This window comes from Pigmentiphaga sp. NML030171 (assembly GCF_002188635.1).
Classification (GTDB): Bacteria; Pseudomonadota; Gammaproteobacteria; order Burkholderiales; family Burkholderiaceae_B; genus Pigmentiphaga; species Pigmentiphaga daeguensis.
In genome coordinates this window covers 1-18,515 of sequence record NZ_NINX01000039.1, presented here as the reverse complement: position 1 = coordinate 18,515, position 18,515 = coordinate 1, and the positions used below count along the sequence as shown (strand labels likewise).

14 protein-coding genes are annotated in these 18,515 nt (G+C 62.2%); 5 read left to right on the top strand and 9 right to left on the bottom strand.

Annotation, left to right across the window (positions count from 1 at the left end):
• Positions 1 to 77 precede the first annotated feature (77 nt).
• The 4 genes from CDO46_RS18770 to CDO46_RS18755 all read left to right on the top strand — a co-directional run bounded on the left by CDO46_RS18770 (position 78) and on the right by CDO46_RS18755 (position 5,640).
• The gene (locus tag CDO46_RS18770; protein ID WP_087840262.1) at positions 78 to 1,226 is read left to right on the top strand and encodes a DJ-1/PfpI family protein; all 1,149 of its coding nucleotides are present in this window, start codon (positions 78 to 80) and stop codon (positions 1,224 to 1,226) included.
• 135 nt (positions 1,227 to 1,361) lie between these two features.
• Complete coding sequence (gene dbpA, locus CDO46_RS18765; protein ID WP_087840261.1) at positions 1,362 to 2,750, top strand: ATP-dependent RNA helicase DbpA; 1,389 nt, start codon at positions 1,362 to 1,364, stop codon at positions 2,748 to 2,750.
• Between the two features lie 371 nt (positions 2,751 to 3,121).
• A complete protein-coding gene (locus CDO46_RS18760; protein WP_176400787.1) occupies positions 3,122 to 4,666 on the top strand; it encodes a sensor domain-containing diguanylate cyclase in 1,545 nt (514 codons plus the stop codon).
• Positions 4,663 to 5,640, top strand: coding sequence for an EamA family transporter (locus CDO46_RS18755; protein ID WP_087840009.1), 978 nt, complete (start codon positions 4,663 to 4,665; stop codon positions 5,638 to 5,640). The genes CDO46_RS18760 and CDO46_RS18755 overlap by 4 nt, the downstream gene beginning before the upstream one ends.
• Before the next feature lie 12 nt (positions 5,641 to 5,652).
• Here the strand turns inward: CDO46_RS18755 and CDO46_RS18750 are convergent, their stop codons facing one another.
• Positions 5,653 to 6,147, bottom strand: coding sequence for a DUF2938 domain-containing protein (locus tag CDO46_RS18750; RefSeq protein WP_087840260.1), 495 nt, complete (start codon positions 6,145 to 6,147; stop codon positions 5,653 to 5,655).
• Positions 6,148 to 6,227: 80 nt separating this feature from the next.
• On the opposite strand from CDO46_RS18750, the gene CDO46_RS18745 reads away from it, so the two are divergent.
• Positions 6,228 to 6,659, top strand: coding sequence for a helix-turn-helix domain-containing protein (locus tag CDO46_RS18745; RefSeq protein ID WP_087840008.1), 432 nt, complete (start codon positions 6,228 to 6,230; stop codon positions 6,657 to 6,659).
• Between the two features lie 113 nt (positions 6,660 to 6,772).
• On the opposite strand, the gene CDO46_RS18740 is transcribed toward CDO46_RS18745, so the two are convergent.
• The 8 genes from CDO46_RS18740 to CDO46_RS18705 all read right to left on the bottom strand — a co-directional run bounded on the left by CDO46_RS18740 (position 6,773) and on the right by CDO46_RS18705 (position 18,063).
• On the bottom strand, positions 6,773 to 7,483 hold the full coding sequence (locus CDO46_RS18740) for an HXXEE domain-containing protein (RefSeq protein WP_140416878.1): 711 nt from the start codon (positions 7,481 to 7,483) through the stop codon (positions 6,773 to 6,775).
• Between the two features lie 211 nt (positions 7,484 to 7,694).
• The gene (locus CDO46_RS18735) at positions 7,695 to 7,892 is read right to left on the bottom strand and encodes a transcriptional regulator (RefSeq protein ID WP_015039749.1); all 198 of its coding nucleotides are present in this window, start codon (positions 7,890 to 7,892) and stop codon (positions 7,695 to 7,697) included.
• A 62-nt stretch (positions 7,893 to 7,954) separates the two neighbouring features.
• The gene (locus CDO46_RS18730) at positions 7,955 to 9,130 is read right to left on the bottom strand and encodes an RNA-binding domain-containing protein (RefSeq protein ID WP_087840006.1); all 1,176 of its coding nucleotides are present in this window, start codon (positions 9,128 to 9,130) and stop codon (positions 7,955 to 7,957) included.
• Positions 9,112 to 11,781: a TrlF family AAA-like ATPase gene (locus tag CDO46_RS18725; RefSeq protein WP_087840005.1), complete on the bottom strand. Its 2,670-nt coding sequence runs from the start codon at positions 11,779 to 11,781 to the stop codon at positions 9,112 to 9,114. Before CDO46_RS18725 ends, CDO46_RS18730 begins: the two co-directional genes overlap by 19 nt.
• The gene (locus tag CDO46_RS18720) at positions 11,778 to 12,989 is read right to left on the bottom strand and encodes a GIY-YIG nuclease family protein (RefSeq protein WP_087840004.1); all 1,212 of its coding nucleotides are present in this window, start codon (positions 12,987 to 12,989) and stop codon (positions 11,778 to 11,780) included. The genes CDO46_RS18725 and CDO46_RS18720 overlap by 4 nt, the downstream gene beginning before the upstream one ends.
• Positions 12,982 to 15,036: a DEAD/DEAH box helicase gene (locus CDO46_RS18715; RefSeq protein WP_087840003.1), complete on the bottom strand. Its 2,055-nt coding sequence runs from the start codon at positions 15,034 to 15,036 to the stop codon at positions 12,982 to 12,984. The genes CDO46_RS18720 and CDO46_RS18715 overlap by 8 nt, the downstream gene beginning before the upstream one ends.
• On the bottom strand, positions 15,033 to 17,804 hold the full coding sequence (locus CDO46_RS18710) for a DNA methyltransferase (protein ID WP_087840002.1): 2,772 nt from the start codon (positions 17,802 to 17,804) through the stop codon (positions 15,033 to 15,035). Before CDO46_RS18710 ends, CDO46_RS18715 begins: the two co-directional genes overlap by 4 nt.
• 58 nt (positions 17,805 to 17,862) lie before the next feature.
• Positions 17,863 to 18,063, bottom strand: coding sequence for an AlpA family transcriptional regulator (locus tag CDO46_RS18705; protein WP_010378957.1), 201 nt, complete (start codon positions 18,061 to 18,063; stop codon positions 17,863 to 17,865).
• Between the last annotated feature and the right edge of the window lie 452 nt (positions 18,064 to 18,515).

Sequence of the window (18,515 nt, the reverse complement as noted above, 5' to 3'; positions counted from 1 at the left end):
TTTTGACATTTCCGCCAGACCATCGAGCAGCTAAGCTAAGACCAACGGCCGATGCCTTCGCTTGGAGAATGCCGATCATGCTCAACCGCCATATCGTCCGGGGTGGACTGGCGCTCGTTCTGCTGGGCCTGGCGGGCTTCGGCGCGTGGCTGTCCAGCCTCCCGCCGGCGTCCGCGCCCGCCCAAGCCCAGCCGGTCGCGGCAGGCGACGTGGACGCCATGCTGGCCTCCCTGCAGCCGCCCGGGCATAAACGCCCGCTGGTCGCCGTGGTCGGCCTGAACGATGCCACCGAAACCACCGACTACCTGATGCCCACCGGCATCCTGCGGCGCGCCGACGTGGCCGAAGTCGTGACGCTGGCGGCCGGGCAAGGCCCGGTCAAGCTTTTTCCGGCGCTGACCGTCCAGGCCGATGCCACCATCGCGCAATTCGACGCCCGGCATCCGGCGGGAGCCGACTACGTCATCGTGCCCGCCATGAGCCGCGACGACGATCCGGCGGTGCTGGCGTGGCTGCGGGAGCAGTCCGGCAAGGGCGCGATCGTCCTGGGCGTGTGCGCCGGCGCCAAGGTCGTGGCCGCGGCCGGCCTGCTGGACGGCAAGCGCGCGACCACGCATTGGTACTATCTGCAGGACATGCTGGACAAGCATCCTTCCATCACCTATGTCGCCAACCGGCGCGTGGTGGCGGACCGGGGTGTCGCGACCAGCACGGGCATTTCCGCATCCATGCCGATGATGCTGACCCTGATCGAGGCCATGGCCGGACGGCAGAAAGCCGAAGCCGTGGCCCGCGACCTGGGCCTGCCCTCGTGGGACCTGCGCCATGCCAGCCAGGCCTTCGTGCTGAGCCGGCCCTTCGCGACGACGGTGCTCGGCAACGTGCTCGCGTTCTGGAACCGGGAGCGGATAGGCGTGGAACTCCAGCCGGGCATGGACGAGGTGTCGCTGGCCCTGGTCGCCGACGCGTGGTCCCGGACCTACCGCTCGCGGGCGTTATCGTTCGCCAGGACACCGCAGGCCGTCGAAACCCGCAACAAGGTTCGCGTCATTCCTGACGCATCGCCGGCCGACCGCCCCTCGGCAGCGCCCATGGCCGCCTTCACCGACCGGCGGCCGGCGCAAGCGCTGGACCAGACGCTGCACGCCATAGCCGGACGCTACGGCGCGCCTACCGCGAGCGCCGTCGCCCTGCAGCTCGAGTATCCCTGGAGAACCTCGCCATGATCCCCACCCTTACCGCCGTTGAACGCTCGCCCGATGGCGGCGGGGCCGGCGACGGGAATGCAGGCCGCAACGGCAGCCGCGCGGCATACACTGTCGGTCGACCAAGCTACCAGCGCTTTCCGCGCCCGCCCTACCGTGACCGACACGTCCTTTACCTCCCTGCCTCTTTTGCCCGCCTTGCTGGACAACCTGCAAGGCCTGGGCTTCCAACAGATGACGCCCATCCAGGCGCAGGGCCTGCCGCTCATCCTGGAAGGCCGCGACCTGATCGCGCAGGCCAAGACCGGTAGCGGCAAGACCGCGGCCTTCGGCCTGGGCGTACTGCAGAAGCTGGACGTCGACCGCCTGGTTCCACAAGCGCTGGTCGTCTGCCCCACCCGCGAACTGGCCGACCAGGTCGCCCAGGAACTGCGCCGGCTGGCCCGCCTGATTCCCAACGTCAAGGTCCTGACCCTGTGCGGCGGCGCAGCCGCCCGCCCCCAGGCCGAATCGCTGGCCCGCGGCGCCCACCTGGTCGTGGGCACGCCCGGCCGCATCCAGGACCACCTGGAGCGCGGCAGCCTGGACCTGTCCGCCCTGAACACCCTGGTGCTGGACGAGGCCGACCGCATGGTCGACATGGGCTTCTACGACGACATCGTCGCCATCGCCTCGCACTGCCCGGCCAAGCGCCAGACCCTGCTGTTCTCGGCCACCTACCCCGACAACATCCGCAAGCTCAGCGCCCGCTTCCTGCGCAACCCGGCCGAAGTCAAGGTCGAGGCCCAGCACGACGCCAGCCGCATCGAGCAGGTCTTCTACGAAATCGACGAAGGCGAACGGCTGGACGCCGTCGTCACCCTGCTGGCGCACTTTCGCCCCGTCTCCACCCTGGCCTTCTGCAATACCAAGATCCGCAGCCACGAACTGGTCGAACGCCTGCGGTCCGAGGGCATCAGCGCCCAGGCGCTGAACGGCGACCTGGAACAGCGCGATCGCGATGAAATCCTGATCCAGTTCGCCAACCAGAGCTGCGCCGTGCTGGTCGCCACCGACGTCGCCGCCCGCGGCCTGGACATCCAGAACCTGGGCGCCGTGATCAACGTGGACGTGACCAAGGACACCGAGGTCCACATCCACCGCATCGGCCGCAGCGGCCGCGGCGACCAGAAGGGGCTGGCGCTGAGCCTGTGCTCGCCCGAGGAAATGCGCTGGGCCAATCTGATCGAGCAATACCAGGGCTCGCCGTTGAAATGGGGCGATCTCAAATCGCTGCGCGCCAAGGCCGATCGCCCGCTGCGGGCGCGCATGATCACCTTGTGCATCCAGGGGGGAAAAAAGGACAAACTGCGGCCCGGGGACCTGCTGGGCGCACTGACCGGCGATGGCGGCCTGGCTTTCGAGCAGGTCGGGAAAATCAATATCACCGAATTCAGTTCTTATGTGGCGCTGGACCGGCAAATTGCCAAACAGGCATTTGCGCGGATTTCCAATGGCAATATCAAGGGGCGGCGGTTCCGGATGCGGTTTCTGGAGGAGTTCTGAACTCCCCCAGACCGCGTGGCCGGAAAGCGCAAGATCCAGCTGAACCGGACGAAAGGCCTATGCCCGTCCGGTTTGCCGTCCCCCGAAAGTTTTTTTCCCGCCGACGCCCAAACCAGGGATTTCTTTCTGGCCCATGGGTAAACAAAGGAAAAAGCCGGCTTCGGGCCGTCATTTACCCCCCTTTTTCGTGATTGCTTGAAACCTCAACTCTTCTAGAATCGATACCTTGATGAAATCGGATTGACACGTCGCCCACCCCTTGCCGCGCGAGAAGATCACGAATGCAGAATGAAGCTGTTTTGGATCATCGTCTTTTGGGCGGCCATGGCGCAGGTGGCGCGTTGCCGCAGCAAGGCCGTCGCGGCCCCAGGATGCCCCCCATCGTGCTGCGGGTCACCCTGGGCCTGGCCCTGGCCTGGATGGCGCTGGTGGCCGCCCTGGGCTGGTGGACCTCGCAGCGGATCGTGGCCGCGCGGCTGGACAACATAGCCGCCAGCGCCGAATACGAAGCCAGGACCACCGCGCGCGTCGTCGACCGCCTGTTCACCGAAATGGTCAGCGTGGCCAACATGGTGGCGCGCCAGGGCCAGGTCATCCAGCTCGCCGCCCGCTACCGCACCGACCCGCCCGGCGCCGCCGAACTGACGCGCCAGCAGCGCGCCGCGCAATTCACACAAGACCCGCTGGTGCGCCGGGTCGGCGACTACATGAACGCGCTGGCCAGCGACCTGCGCTATGCCCGCATCTACATGAACAACATGTCGGACGATACCGTCACGGCCAGCAACTGGGCCGAGTCCGACAGCATCGTGGGCATGATCTACTCCGGCCGCACCTACCTGATCGACGCCCTGCGCCACGGCACGGGCCAGCAGTTCGGCATCGCGCGTCTCAACAACAGCCCCTCCTATTTCGTCAGCAGCCGCATCGAAGACGCCAACGACGTGCCGCAAGGTTCGGTCACCGTGAAATTCGACGCGCCCGAGATGGCGGCCTACCTGACCGGACGACACATCGCCCTGATCGTGAACCGCCAGGGCCGCGTGATCACCGCCTCGTCCGAGCCCTTCATGCTACGCAACCTGGCGGCGCTCCTGCCGCCTGGCACCGTACTGCCGCCGGACGGCGGCGAAGCGCCCGGCGACCCCATGGACGCGCGCCCGATCGCGAACGCCGGCCCCGATGCGGGCCAGTGGCTGATCGACGGCAAGCCCTACCTGATGCGGCGCCAACCGCTGACCAATCCGCAATACCAGCTGATCACCCTGGCCACGCTGGACTACGTGGCTCCCATGCGCAAGCGCCACCTTTACACGGCCGGACTCGTGGCGGCATTCGGCCTGGTCCTGATCCTGCTGTCCGGCCAGGCCGCCGGACAAATGGTGATGCGCCGCCAGGAAGAACAATACGCGGCCAACTACGATGCCCTGACCGGCCTGCCCAACCGCCGCTCCGTCCTGGCCGAGCTGGACCGCCTGTTCACCCTGGCGAAGGAAACCCGGATGTGGGTGATGGTCGCCTTCATCGACCTGGATGGCTTCAAGACCATCAACGACACCTACGGCCACGTCGTCGGCGACAAATTCCTGATCGAGGTCGGCCAACGCATGTCCGCCGGCCTGCGCAAAAGCGACATGCTGGGTCGCCTGGGCGGCGACGAATTCGTCGTGATCGGCCTGGTCGACCCGCCCCCGCCCGACGATCCGAACGGCCCGGCCGAGGCCATGCGCGGCCGGCTCGCGCCACTGCTGATCGGCACCTACAGCTTTACCGAGTGCAGCTTCGACTACCCCGGCGCCAGCTTCGGCATCGCCAGCGTCGACCCCTCGGTCAGCTCGCTGCAAGCCGTGCTCAAGGTGGCCGACCAGCTCATGTACGCCGACAAACAGGCACGGCGGACCCAGCGGACGACATGATCCTGCCGACCGTGCTCGCCCTCCTCGCGGCGTTTACCTTCGCCGCGAACAACGCCACGCTGCGCCGCGGCGTGGTCGGCGGAACGCTGTCCCAGGCCATGGTCGTCACGCTGCTGCTTGGTACGGCAATGGTCTGGATCGCCGTGCTGGCCGTCGGCGGGACCGGCCATCTGCAAGCGTTTCCGCTGCGCTCCACACTGCTCTTCTCCGCTGCCGGCCTGCTGCACTTCGGCTTCGGCCGCTATTGCAACTACCGCGCGACGCGCGCCATGGGCACCGTGCTGGTCGGGCCCGTGCAGCAGACCAGCGTGCTGATCACGCTGGTGCTGGCCATAGTCCTGCTGGGCGAGCGCCTGACCACGCTGCATATCGTCGGCATTGCGCTCATCATTGCGGCGCCGATGCTGGCTGCGCGAGCCCATGCGCCGGCATCCTTCCGTCCGTTCAGGCGCGCGTCCGAAGCAGAATCGATCCAGGTGGAGGCCAGATCCGCCGCGGGTTTCCAACCCAAGCTGGGCGAAGGCTATCTGTTCGCCACCTTCTCGGCGCTGGCGTATGGCTCCAGTCCCATCCTGGTCCGGCACGCCATGGTGGAGGGGAACGGGATGGCTGGCGGGCTGGCCGGCGCCGCCGTGGCCTATACCGCCGCGACCGTGGGCGTGGTGGCCATCGTCATCTGCCAGGGCGGCCTGGGCCGGTCGCTGACCATGTCGCGCCCTACGCTCGGTTGGTATTCGGTCGCGGGCGTGACCGCCGCGGCCTCGCAGATCTTTGTCTACATGGCGCTTGCCATCGCGCCCGCGTCGGTCGTCATACCGATACAGCGGACGTCGCTCGTCATGCGAGTGTGGCTTGCGCGAGTGCTCAATCCGGAGCTGGAATCTTTTGACGGGCCGGTGCTGCTGGCCACGGTTGTGTCGTTGATCGGGGCGGTGGCCTTGGCGGCGGATCCCGCCTGGTTCGGGATGAAATAGCGGAACCCCTGCTCATGCCCACACCAGCTTGAGCAAGACCGCCGACACGTAAAGACCGCAGCCGAATACCGCATGCGTTGCCAGGTTGCGCATGCGGTTCTTCATCGGCGTGGGCGTGTGGGATGAAGCAACGCCCGCGCCCATGGCCGGCTGCATGACGAACCAGGGAACCATGACCGTTGCTACCCCCACAGCCAGGGCGGGCAGCCATGCGGGATCGTGCAGCCACGCCGTACCGCAAATGCCCACCAGCAATGCCGCGAACACGATGCCCACGGCGTAATGAATCGCCCATCCCAGCGGCGATTCGCCGGGTATGGACTCGGTCTTGGCTATGCTGGCATGTGCGAACCTGCCCCGGCACAGATGTCCCGCCCACCTGCCAACCAACGCGTAGTCCAGCGTGGGAATACCCAAGCCCTTCAGGATCATGGACCAGACATCCAGCACGACTGTCGCGCCGATCCCGACCAGAACCACCCTTGCTGCTTCGCCCGTCGATACCATGGCCATCCTTTTCGATTGATGAAACCGTCGTTCCAAGGCATGATAGAAGTTGAAGTCAACTTCAAGTCAAGGGGTGCAGCGTGGACATTTCAGAAGTCGCCCGGCGCACCGGCGTACCTTCCTCGACATTGCGGTTCTACGAGAAAAAAGGATTGATCACCGCGACCAGCCCCGCCGGCGAACGCCGGCGCTTCGCGCCCGACGTGCTGGATCAGTTGGCGCTGATCGCGCTGGGGCAGGCCGGCGGCCTGTCGTTGGACGAAATCGGCGCCATGCTCTCCCCCGCCGGGGCGCCAAAGGTCGATAGGAAAGTCTTGTCGGCCAAAGCCGACGAAATCAATGCGACCATCAAACGCCTACGCGCCATGAGCGAAGGCTTGCGCCATGCTGCGGAATGTCCTGCGGCCAACCATGCGCAATGTCCGACCTTCCAGCGCCTGCTCAAGGTTGCGGCGGCGGGAAGATTGAGACAGCGCAAAGCGGCAGGCAATCTTACGGGCTGGGGTGGCTAGGGACCTGTTGCACTGGGGATAGAGCAAGTCTTTCGATGGAAAAGAGCAAGGCTATTCGGACTTCGAGAAGCTGATCCGAGACATTCTCAGAAGACGCTGGCCCAACTAACCGATCAGCCCGCAGGTCGGATCAGGACGCCCCCACGCCAGCGTTCGGCCAACCAAGGTACGGCGATAAGAAGTCCGGCGTTGACCACCTGCATGACAATCGCGGGAGTAGACGTGCTTATCCAGCCTTTCATGAGCGGGACAAGCGAGCCCGCCAAGATGAGGTGCAGAGCGATCCCCCACCCTGTCAGGAACGCCCATGCGCCATAGCGAAAACCGCCCCTTCCGAAGAGGGTTCGAACCACCCATGCCGTCAGCGGCAGGAACAGCAAAATCGCTGTCAACCAGCCAGGGTTGTAGATCGACCCGGCGACGACGCCGCCGATGACATGCGCGACAACGTTCACCGACATCACGCCGTAGAGTGCGAGACCGACCAAGGGATGACGCCGGCTCAGCAAGGCGGCGACCGGCGCGGCAAACCAGAACATCGGCACATTGACCGCGGTGAAGAATGCCGGAGGTACGGGACAATGCGCGGCGTCCTGGAAGCCAAACAGCTGGCACATCGACGTTGGAAACGCGTACGTCCGGCCGAACACGTCGATCCCGTATTCCTCGACGTTATGGATAAGGTAGGCCGTCACTCCTGCCCATGACAGCCAAGTCAGGTCCCGCCATCGCGAGACAGCTTTATCACTGCGAAGAAGGTTGGATCCGAATAGGAGCAGGAGCAGCGAGATTGCGCCTACCAGCCCTAACCAGGGAAAAGACATGTTCAAGGCTGATTTCTCCGTAAAACCGGCGCCGAGAATAAAAAACCCGCAGTTACGCGGGCTTAGGGATGGTTTCGTGCTATCTGGTATCGGTTTTATGCCGGACCCGATCTCACTCCCACTCGATCATCTATAATCATAGAAACATGTTAAACATCAATAACTTACAATCAAAACTTCAACTAATGCCATGAACAATGCCATGCTCAGATCAAGAGGATGAACACTGCCTTCGCTGGTGACGGGCAATGGCCTCCTCCAGGGTCTCCCCGGGCTGCCATCCGTACAGGTCGCGGACGCTCTTCGTTCTGGCATGGCCGGGAGGCTCGAACTCGTAGCCGGCAGCAGCCATCTCGGCTGCCATGTCCTCCGTGATGAAGAAGGGTTCGTTCTCGTCGTGCTGTTTCATACTGACACCATAGTGACTTTCCAAAAAGCCAGAAGCCGCCCGCCTACTACCCAACCGATCAATCAAGATCCTCCGGCCGCCTCCAGCGCACTGGGACGCGCCACGATGGCCTTGAACAGGTTGCCGGCCCGATCATCGATAAGTTCGATCTGCGGCCATGCCCTTAGTGAGCGCAGCAGCCCGCTACCCAATCCGCGATAAGGCAGGAGCTTGGCGGCAAAGGACGCCAGGATGGGGTTGCGCATATTGGAGTTGCCGGCCTTGATGTTCTCGATAGTCAGGTTGTTGGGCAGGTGGCCAGGGCTGATGATCTCGACACGATCAGCGAAGACCAGTACGCGAATCGGCGCGCTGACGAAGTAGTCGCGGTGAATGAGGGCGTTGGCGACCAGTTCTTCCCAGACGATGCGGGGAATCTCAGGCTGCCCCTGGGAGTTGAAGCCCTGCTCGCCCTGCGCGGCGCGGGTGTTAGCGATGATAAAGCCCAGCGTCTGCTGGAACACGTCGGCCAGCTTGCCGGCGATGTCGCGGCTGTCGATGTAGCGTTCGTCCTCAATCTGGGTGCCAACAAAGGCGACGGCCTTGACGATGAAGGCGGGTAGCGCGTAGTGCGGTGATTTGGCAAACAGCAGACCGCCCGCCACGTTGAGCTGTCCCTGATTCATCAGGTTCATGTTGGTCAGCAACTGCGGCAGCGGCTGGTTATGCTGGGCGAGCGGCTCACCGAATTGCTGCTCGAAGAAGGTTTCAAAATAGGGCAGGTCCACATCGCCCGCGCTCAAGCCCGCTACGGGCGTTTCGTCGGCGTGCACCAAGCCCGCCTGCTGGAACAGGCGCTGCAATTCCTCGCGCGAGGTAGCACGGCGCTTGTCCGAGCCGTTCTTCACCCAAATCGCGCCGTTCTTGTCCATGTAGGGCTTGTTGACGCCTTCAGCGATGGAGAGCACCAGCACCGTGCCTGCCGGGTGGGGCACGTTTTCCGTGAGCGGGTTCACGGCGGGACGCACGACCTGTGAGGCCACGTTGGCGATGAGCATATTGAGACGAGCAACGTCGGCGCCGGATAGGCCGCGCACCGAACCGTCGTCGTTCACCCCAATGAAGATGCGACCACCAACGGTGTTGCTGAAGGCAACGATCTCTGCTGCCAAGGCGTCGGCATTGTTCATGTCCGTCTTGAACTGCTGCCGACTGTCCTCGCCCCGGCTGAGCAGGTCGATCAGCTCTGTGGTTTCCATAGGTTGTAGACCTCTTTGCGACGGTTGAAGGCTTCCTGGCCTCCTTCCATGATGTTGATGATGGCGTCCTGCACCGGGCGGGCGTCGATGCTGCCGCTTCGCGTGGCGACCTTCTCGTCCTGGTATTGGCAGGCGTGCACCTGTTCCGCGTCACCCAGCACCGGGAAGTTGGCGTTGTGGGTGGCGAAGATGAATTGGGCGTGAGGCTTCATTTCCCGTAGCAGCTTGATCACATCGTCGTAGATGGTCTGGTTGTCCAGATCGTCTTCCGGTTGGTCGATGATGATCACGTCGTTCTGGCGTTGGCTGAGCACGTACAGCAACAGCGCCGAAGCGCGCTGCCCGAGAGAGTGGTGCTTCAACTCTTTGCCGCGATAGCGGATGACGAAGCGGTTGGGCACCTGCCAAGTGACGAACTCGGTCAGGTTCTGCATGAAGGTCTTTTCGAAGACCTCGGGGGTGCTGCCGGCCTTCGCCAAGGCTGCCGGCAGGGCACGCAGGAGGCCGCCGAAATCGGCATAGTCCTCCATCACTGCGCGCAGCGTGGTTTCGCGGATGTTGCTGCCCTTGAAGAGCTGTTGCATGAAGCTGATGGCGGCTTCCTTGTCGCCCTTGTAGTCCGCTTCGATCTGCAGGGCGGTGTGGCCAGCGTTCACGCGGTCCAGCTCTACCTTGATGGTGTTGAACTCGCTCAGCCATAGTTCATTGAGTTTGTCGATCTCGGCAAACAGCGCGTCGCGGATGCTGGTCTGCTGTGATTCCTGCTTGGCCAGCGCCTGAAGCATTTGCTCCGCCTTGGTTTTGCGCTGCTGCTGGGCCAGGAAGTCGTCCGGCTGGATGGCAGTCATGCCGGTTTGCTTGAGCTCCTGAGCCAGTTGGCGCTCGACTTGTGCGAACTCCTCCTGAAGGCTCCTGCTTGCGCCTTCAAATTCGCCCTGTTTGGTCTTGAGGCGAGCTGCAATGACGTTCGCTTCTCGCTCGATCTGCTTGAGCTGATCGACCTTGGCAACGAGGTTGGAGAACTCGGCGTAGTAGGCCGTGAAGAAATCCGGGTTCTGCTTGGAAACGTAGCTCGTTGCGTTCCGCAGCTCGTCCTCATGCTCGGCAATCAGACTTCCTAGAGCGAGGATGAAGCTGTCTGCCCGCTCCATCATGCGCGCGAGCGCTGTGGCGTCCTGCTGGAAGCCAAGTCGCTTTTGGAGCTTATCGGCGACACCGTGCTCCGCGAACTTGGTCAGACGGAAGTTGGCATCATTTAGTTGGGTCTCGAAGTCGCGCTTGAGTTCGGCCGTGTTGTTGAGCTTGAGCCAGCGCTGAGCAGCGTCACGCACGCGCTGGCGTTGAACCTCTATTTCGTCACGCAGCACACGCAGCTTCTCGCCAACCAGCTTTTCCACCAGATCGGTCTCGAAGCCTTCGCCGGTGCTAGAAAGGTCCTTCTGGCCGAAGTAGATCGGACGGCGCAGTACGGTCTCCCGAATCGACACGCCGGGTTGCAACTTGCCGCCCAAATAGACATTCGGGGCTTCGCGGAAGATGCGGGAGATGGTGAATTCCTGTCCGTACACGTCACATGCTGTCAGCGTCACCTTGCCGCCGCTGCCAAGGGTATGGCGGATCAACTCATCCTTGTACTTGGTGTCCTGCGCCTTCTCGCCGCGTGGAATGTCGAGGGCGTAGCGTACTGCCTCCAGGATGGATGATTTGCCGCTGCCCCGGATGCCGATCAACGTGTTGAGTTCGGAAGAGAAATGCAGCACTTGCCCGTCGAGGATGCCGCCGTCGAAGCGGATGCTGCGGATGTGCGACGCTTGATGTTTGGGCGGCTCCATGGCTACCCGCCCAGCGGGATCGCTCAAGGCAAACTTGACCGCCTCGAAGGACAGTTCGCCCAGCTTCAGGTAGCTCGATTTGCCTCGACCGATTTCATCGACACTCTTGGGGTCGCTGCCTTCCAGTTCGGCGGGGTACCAGCTCTGTAGCCAGCTTTGAATCTTGGTGCGGCAGGGTTTGTCTTTGCCTGCGCCGTCGTGCGTGCGTACCTTCTGAAAAGCCAGCGTTCTGCGTCGGAAGAACTCGTTTTGCCCCAACTCAGTAAGCCGGCCGCCATCCAGCTCCGCCCACAGGCCACTCGGGGCTTCGACATGGGCGAAGACAAGGAAGAAGTCCCGGTGATAGCCTTCCAGCTTCTTGATGGTCTCCAGAAGCGACCATGAAGTGCGCCCGTTCTCCTGCTCGTACTGCGCGGGCGTTTTACCTTCGAATGCGCTGGTCAGAAAGGGGTTGATGTAATTGTGTTCATCGATCCATTCGTCGGAGAACACAACAAGCGTGTGGATGCCATTAGCCCCGTCATTGACCGACAACTCAACGCCTGGCAGCAGCGCAATACCCTTCTTCTGGGCCATCTTGCGCAGTGCTTTGAATTCTTCGAAGTCGAACTTGTTGTGGTTGGTGATGACGCCCAATCGGATGTCCGCTTTCTCCAACGCATCCACATAGTTGCTGTTGTAGAAGTTGTCATCGCCCGTGAACTTGAATTCTCGGTCCGCTCGGGTATGCAGATGAAAGTCAGCACGGACCCACTGCGCCCCTTCTGCAAAGACCATGGATCGAGCCTCTGACTGCTTCGGTCGCAGACTTTCCATCATGGCTCATCCTTATAGTGAATCCGCGCGTAGCCCACCAGTCGAGCGGTCTGCGGGTCATAGATAAACTCGGTGATCGATCCATCTCGAATGCGCTGAACCGCCTCGTCGATCACATGAAGTGGCACTAGGAACCATTCCTCAGGCTGCACAGGATGACCGAAGCGGTCATTGATGGTGATGTTCAACCGCGCGGGGGCGAACAGCCTGTGGAACAGGTTCTCCATCCGGGTGCGGTTGATGCCCGCGAGCTTGTAGGTCGCCACCACTTCGACCTTCGCCAGCAGGTAGGTGGAGTCGTGCTCGGCATTGGCGATGCGCGTCTCCACCCTGCCCCCGGTCACGCCGACCTTGTGGATGATCTCGCGGTGCTGCGCGACATAGGGATGATCGGAGAGGGAGCGCAGGACGTAGATCGTGCCGCTTTCGACATCATCGGCTTCAAGCTCCCCGCCGAAGGAGAGTTGCCCGCTCTCGGGCGAGGCCAGCCGCCGCGCGGCGGGGTCGTTGTAGAACGCACGTTGGAGCGAGCGCAGCAGCAGATTGCTTTCGGTGCCGTTGGAAAAGATGAGGCGTAGGCGGCGATCTACTTCCCCTGCGGTCGTCTTCAGCGGCTCGCCGACCTCAGCGACGTAGAGAGTAAGGCCATCGAGTACGAAAAAGTCCCCGGCTTCAATCGCACGGCGGCCCGCTTCGATGGGCTGGGACTGGCGCATACCGGTTTTGACTTCCGCTTGCACGCGCTCGAACAAGGGCCGGAAAGTCTCGAAGTCCTCGCAGGGCTTGCGATCCGCGACCTCCTCGGCGGCGCGCTTTTCGGCGCTGGTACGGACATGGCGTAGGACCGTGATGTCGTCCGCCTCGGCTACGCCCGCCAGCTCGGCGGCCAGGTCGTCGATGTCGATGGCTTCATCTGCCGAAGCGGCAACGGTAGGCGCCCCGGCAAGCAAGCCCTGATGGTCCAGCGGCTCCAGCAGGGCGCGGCAGTCCGGGAGCGCACGCAAGCGGTCCAGGCGCACGGCGTAGAGGCGCTCGAATATGTCGCGATCCTCACCATGCTGCGGCGCACGCCCGTGCTTCTCGGTGAAGCGTTGGATTTCCTCGAAGCCCGCGATGACGCGCTCCTCACTGGCCGGCCGTCCGGCCTTCGCCTCGGGCGGTGCGAACTCGGCAAGCTCCGCAGCGAGTTCGTCAAGATCGGAGTTACTCATAGCGCCCCTCCGCCTTGAATCGCATAAAGGCGGCCGCGCCTTCGGCCATGCGTCGCTCCCAGGCATCCTGGGAATCAAGTGCAGGAATGCGTCCGCGCTCCTTCTTGAACTGGACGGCGCGCACGGCCATCTCCTTCGCCTCGTCCGGCGTCAGGCTCGTGCGCTTGGCCGAGATGGCCGCCGCGACCTGCTTCAAGCTGTCATCGCTCATGGTCTTGGCAAGGATGGCGTAGGCTTCCCCGAAGGGGTTGATGCGGTCGATCAGGTCGATGTCCAACTCGCGCACGTCCATCGCGAAGCGGCGCACGCCGTCGATCAGGGCGGTGTTCGGCAACCCATCGCTCTCGCCTTCGGTGACAAGCCGCTTGGCCTGCTGCGTGAGGTTGAGGGCGGCGATGGCGTGCTGGCGCACGGCCTCCTGATCTTCGGCGTCAAGCTCGGGATACTTGTCCTTGATGATCTTGCCCATGCGAACCTGCGTCAGCTCCTCGGGCACCAGCTCCTCATCGAACAGGCCGCGCTCGATGGTGGGCTTGTCCTGCACGAAGGCCGCGATAACTTCGTTCAAGTCTTCCTGACAGATTCGCGCCGCCTCCTTGCTCTTCGGCTCGGCGAGGCCCTTGATCTCGATTTGGTACGCCCCTGTCTGCTCATTGACACCGACATTGCAGCGGTCCGGGTCATAGCCACCCTCGCCGTAGTTAAAGCCCGGCGCCGGGCCACTGTCGGGGTTCTTGGGCTTGAACTCGAAGCGCGGAGCAAGAACCTGCTCCATCAGCAGGCTTGCCGCGATGGCCTTCAACGTATCGTTGACGGCCTCGGTGACAGCTTCCTCGGCTGCATCCGGCTCGGCGATCAGGTTGGTGAATCTCGCGCGGGTCTTGCCGGGCGCGTCGCGGGTAGCTCGGCCGATGATCTGCACAATCTCGGTCAGGCTGGCGCGGTAACCCACGGTCAGGGCGTGTTCGCACCAAATCCAGTCGAAGCCTTCCTTCGCCATGCCCAGCGCGATGATGATGTCCACATGGTCCCGGTTGTTCTTCTGCGCCGGGTCTTTGAGTGCGGCGGACACGCGGTCACGCTTGGCAGGATCGTCATCGACGAGATCAGCGATCCGCAGCACGCGGCCATCGGGGCGCTTGACACGCTGGAAGCCGGTCGCAGGGTCGATGCCTTGCCATTCGCCCAGCGCCTCGATGATGTGCTCCACCTCACGCATCTTGTCCTTCGTGCTTTCACGCGAATTGACGTTGGGGATGTGGATGATGGTCTTCTCGGCGGGATCGAGGACATTAAGGATGTCATCAACGTAAGGCCCGCTGTAGAAGAAATAGCCGATATCGAGTTGCTTGAGGTACTCGTAGCCGTTGAGCTGCTCGTAGTAGGTGTAGGTGACGGTATCGAACTTCGACTCATCCTGCGGCGCGAGCACGGCCTCGGCGTCGCCACGGAAGTAGGAGCCGGTCATGGCGACAATGTGCGTCTTGCCCCGCGCGAAGAACTGCCCCAGGTGCAAGCCGAGCTTGTTGTCCGGGTTGGCCGAAACGTGGTGGAACTCATCGACCGCGATCAATCGGTCGTCGAACGCCTCCACGCCGTAGGCATCGACCGCGAAGCGGAAGGTCGCATGGGTGCAGACCAGCACCTTGTCCTCGCCTTCGAGGAATGCGCCCAGCGACTTGACCTTGCCGCCGTTGTCGTTGCCTGGCGCATTGCACAGGTTCCACTTGGGTTCGACCTGCCAGTCCGCCCAGAAGCCGTACTTCGACAGCGGTTCGTCGTTGAAGCTGGCACCGATGGACCTCTCCGGCACAACGATGATGGCCTGCTTCAAGCCTTGGTTCGTGAGCTTGTCGAGTGCCACGAACATCAGCGCACGGCTCTTGCCCGATGCGGGCGGCGACTTGATGAGCAGGTATTGCTCGCCCCGCTTCTCGTAGGCCCGCTCCTGCATGGGTCGCATCCCAAGCGCATTGGCTTTGGTCGACGCACCGTTGCGGGCGTAGGTGACGGAAACGGACGGTACGGACTTGATCTTGTCGCTCATGCGTTGGCTCCCGCTTTGCGCTTCTTGCCCTTGGCCGGTGCAGCCGAAGCGGTCATCTTGGTATAGAGGTCAAACAGCTTTTCCAGCCGCTCAGTGTCGTTCTTGAAGCGCCGACCGATGTAGATGCGCTCCAGCACTTCGTCGTTGCGCTCATGGGCGGCACGCAGGTCAGCGGGCATGTTCTCGGGGTCGTACAGGTCCGCGATGGTCGCGGGGAAGTGATGCTCCCGCGCCAGCAGGATGTCCTCCGCGCAGCGCGTGAGATCGGCCTTGTTTTTCTCGGTCAGTGTCGGCACTGGGAATGTGTGCCAGCCGAGAGTGTTTGAATAAGAAAAGTCCATTCTCATGCGGACGCATACAGTAGCAATCCAGACCAAATGCATACGGCTAGCCACGATACCGAGCAACCACGTTTCAGGCCTGTAGATCACCGCAGCCCGATCAGAAATTACTGTCGCATCATCGACAATCCCTACAGGCAGGTACGGGCGGCGTTCGGAAGAAACGCGAGGAACAATCAGCGCGCTCCCAGATCGATGAGGCGCGAAGACAAACCGATGGGGCGTGTCTGCATTCGCGTTCGCCTGCTGCCCCTTACTTTCGGCTCTGAGCTTTCGTACGTTCTCAAACCGCTCACAAATTTCGGGCACTAAGCGTGCGTCATTAACTTCCTCATCTTCAACCCACAGGCAGAAGCGTGGCACGCCATTGATGAACTCAGTGGAGCCGACATACGCTCTTATAAACCGAGCAGCTTCGGGGCGTGCCGCAACAAGGCCCTCCTTCGTGGCCCTGTCCAATATCAGGTTACCGCCATCTGTAGGCTTGTTTCCGTAGTCCATCCGAGGCAAGCCATTTAAGGGTCTAGGAGCCTTTTCAACGATGATGTTTCCGACTGGAATCAGGTAAGGTCCGATGCTGTCTACGACGCGCTTTTCATCACCCTCAAAAAGAGTTTTCTTGCTCGAACGCGCGGATGCGATGCCAACAATAACTACAGTCACGCCCGCGTTTGCGGCCGCCAGATTGCTCCAGTGAAAGGGTCGGTAAGCGAAGGATATTTCCAGGCCTTGACCAAAGATCAGAGGCCATAGCATGGCGACTTGCTCGCCTTGACAAATCGACTTAGTGGCGACAAACGCACAGCAACAATCGGGTACGGCGTGAAGATAATCTGCAGCCTTCAAGTACCAAGCGGCGACATAGTCCAAGTCCTTGAAACTAGGCGCGCGACCAGAGAATAAGGCCGCCAAGTCGTCTTGCTGCTCCTTGTCTCTCCATCGACTGCCGAGATAGGGGGGATTGCCACAGATATACGTCTCGCCCCCCTCGTTCTCGAAGTCGATCTCGGCTTGATCTAGCGGCGTGCGAAAAAGATCATCGGCCTGCACCTTCACTCCGGTACCAGCTGGCGGGCAAATGCTCAGCCAGTCCAGCCGCAGCGCGTTGCCGCAGGTGATCCAGTTCTCATTGCGCAGTGGCAGAAACTCGGCCAGGGCCAGCTTCTGGCCCCGATACAGCACATCGCACTGATACTCAGCAATGACCAGCGCAAGGCGGGCGATTTCCGCCGGGAAATCGCGTAGCTCGATCCCACGAAAGTTGGTGACCGGGATTTCTGATGCACGATCCGGCTCGCCGCGCCGCCGGTTGATCTCGGCCTCGATGGCGCGCATTTCCTTGTAAGCGATGACCAGGAAGTTGCCCGAACCGCAGGCCGGGTCGAAGACCCTGATCTTGGCAATGCGTTTGCGCAGGTTGAGCAACATGCGGGCGTTATCATCCGCTTCCTCCAGCTTCTCCCGCAGGTCGTCGAGGAACAGCGGATTGAGGACCTTGAGGATGTTGGGGACACTGGTGTAGTGCATCCCCAGCTCGCCGCGCTCCTCGTCTTCGGCGACGGCCTGGATCATCGAACCGAAGATGTCGGGGTTGATCTTGGTCCAGTCCAATCCGCCGACATGCAGCAGATAGGACCGGGCAATCTTGCTGAATCGCGGCACCTCGTCGCCACCAGAGAACAACTGCCCGTTGACGTATGGGAAGTCTTCGGCCCATCGGGGAACCTTGGCTGCGGCCCGGTCCTCGCGCTTGGTGTTCATCGTGCGGAACAGCGTGGCGATGACGTCGTGCGTGTTGGACGAGTCTTTGGCGCTCATCTGAGCGATGGTTTCGGTGAAACGGCCCCTGCCGACGAAGATGTCGGTGTCCTCGGCGAAGAAGCAGAAGATCAGCCGCGCCATGAGCTTGTTCATGTCGTGCCGACGCTCCGCCGAGCCCCATTCTGGGTTGTCCTTCAGCAGTTCGACATACAGACGGTTTAGGCGGCTGGTGGCCCGGATGTCGAAGGCGTTCTCACTGATCTGTCGGACAGTGCTGATGCCCGCCAGCGGCAGGAAGAAGCCGAAATGATCCGGGAAGTCTTTGAAGGCGCAGGCGACGGTCTCGCCGCTGGTCAGGTCTTCGGCCTCGAAGTCCGTGCCGTCCGTGGCGAGGATGAACTTCGCCTTGGCCTTGGCCGTCGCCGGGCTGGCCTTGAGGGCGGCCAGCGTCTGTGTAACCCGTCCTGCGTCGCAGGTCAGAATGTGGATGTTGCTGGTCTGGAGAACACCACCGAGGTCGGACTTGTTCGACGCCCCCGCGCGCAGGCGCTTGATGGTCGTCGCCTTGTTGCCGAACGCCTCAAGGAAGGCATAGGGGAACTCTGCGCTGTCGAACGGCTGCTCCGCCAGGTCTGTGATGGCTTGTTCGATTTCTACGGCGTTCATGGGCGTGTAGCCCTCCCTCTGAGCGAGGCCGCTTGGCTGTTGCTGTTCTGCGGGGTGCTCATGTCTTGTCCTGCGTTTTCTCGGCTATCTGTGCGGCAATCCAGCGATCCAACTCGCTGCGACGAAACCGCCAGGTGCCGCCCAGCTTGAACCCCGGTATCTCCCCCTGCTGGGCCAACCGGTACACGGTCTTCTTCCCTGCCTTGAGATAGACCGCCACTTCGTCCAGCGTGAGAATTTCGCTATCGGGTTGGTTCATGTCAGGTGGCTCGCTTGGTGTCGCACGGCGAAGTTTTCCAAAGTCTGGCCAAGTTTACCATCCAAGCCACCCAAATGAACCTCGAATCTCATGTGCGCAAAGCCATAGATTCGGCAGGCGCCATGCGTTGCGGCAGGCTCGTGGCACCAGCTCGATGGCAAGGTCATGTGCTTTAAGCCAGCAGGTCGTAGATGGTTTACGCGAAGAAGGTGTCGGCGTGTCTTTTCCCGGAGAAAACACGCAACGTAGTACCCTTGGCTCTTCACAGCCGTGCTCTCTGCGGCCTCATCTGGATGAGACGGGCTAGGCAAATCAGCGTGAGGTGTGGGCTTGCCCCGTTACTCCGGACAGATCAGATGGCATGATCATGCCTGGAGAGCGAAGCGATGGCACGAAACAGAAGACATTTCACGGACGAGTTCAAGCGCGAGGCGGTGAGGCTGGCGGAACAG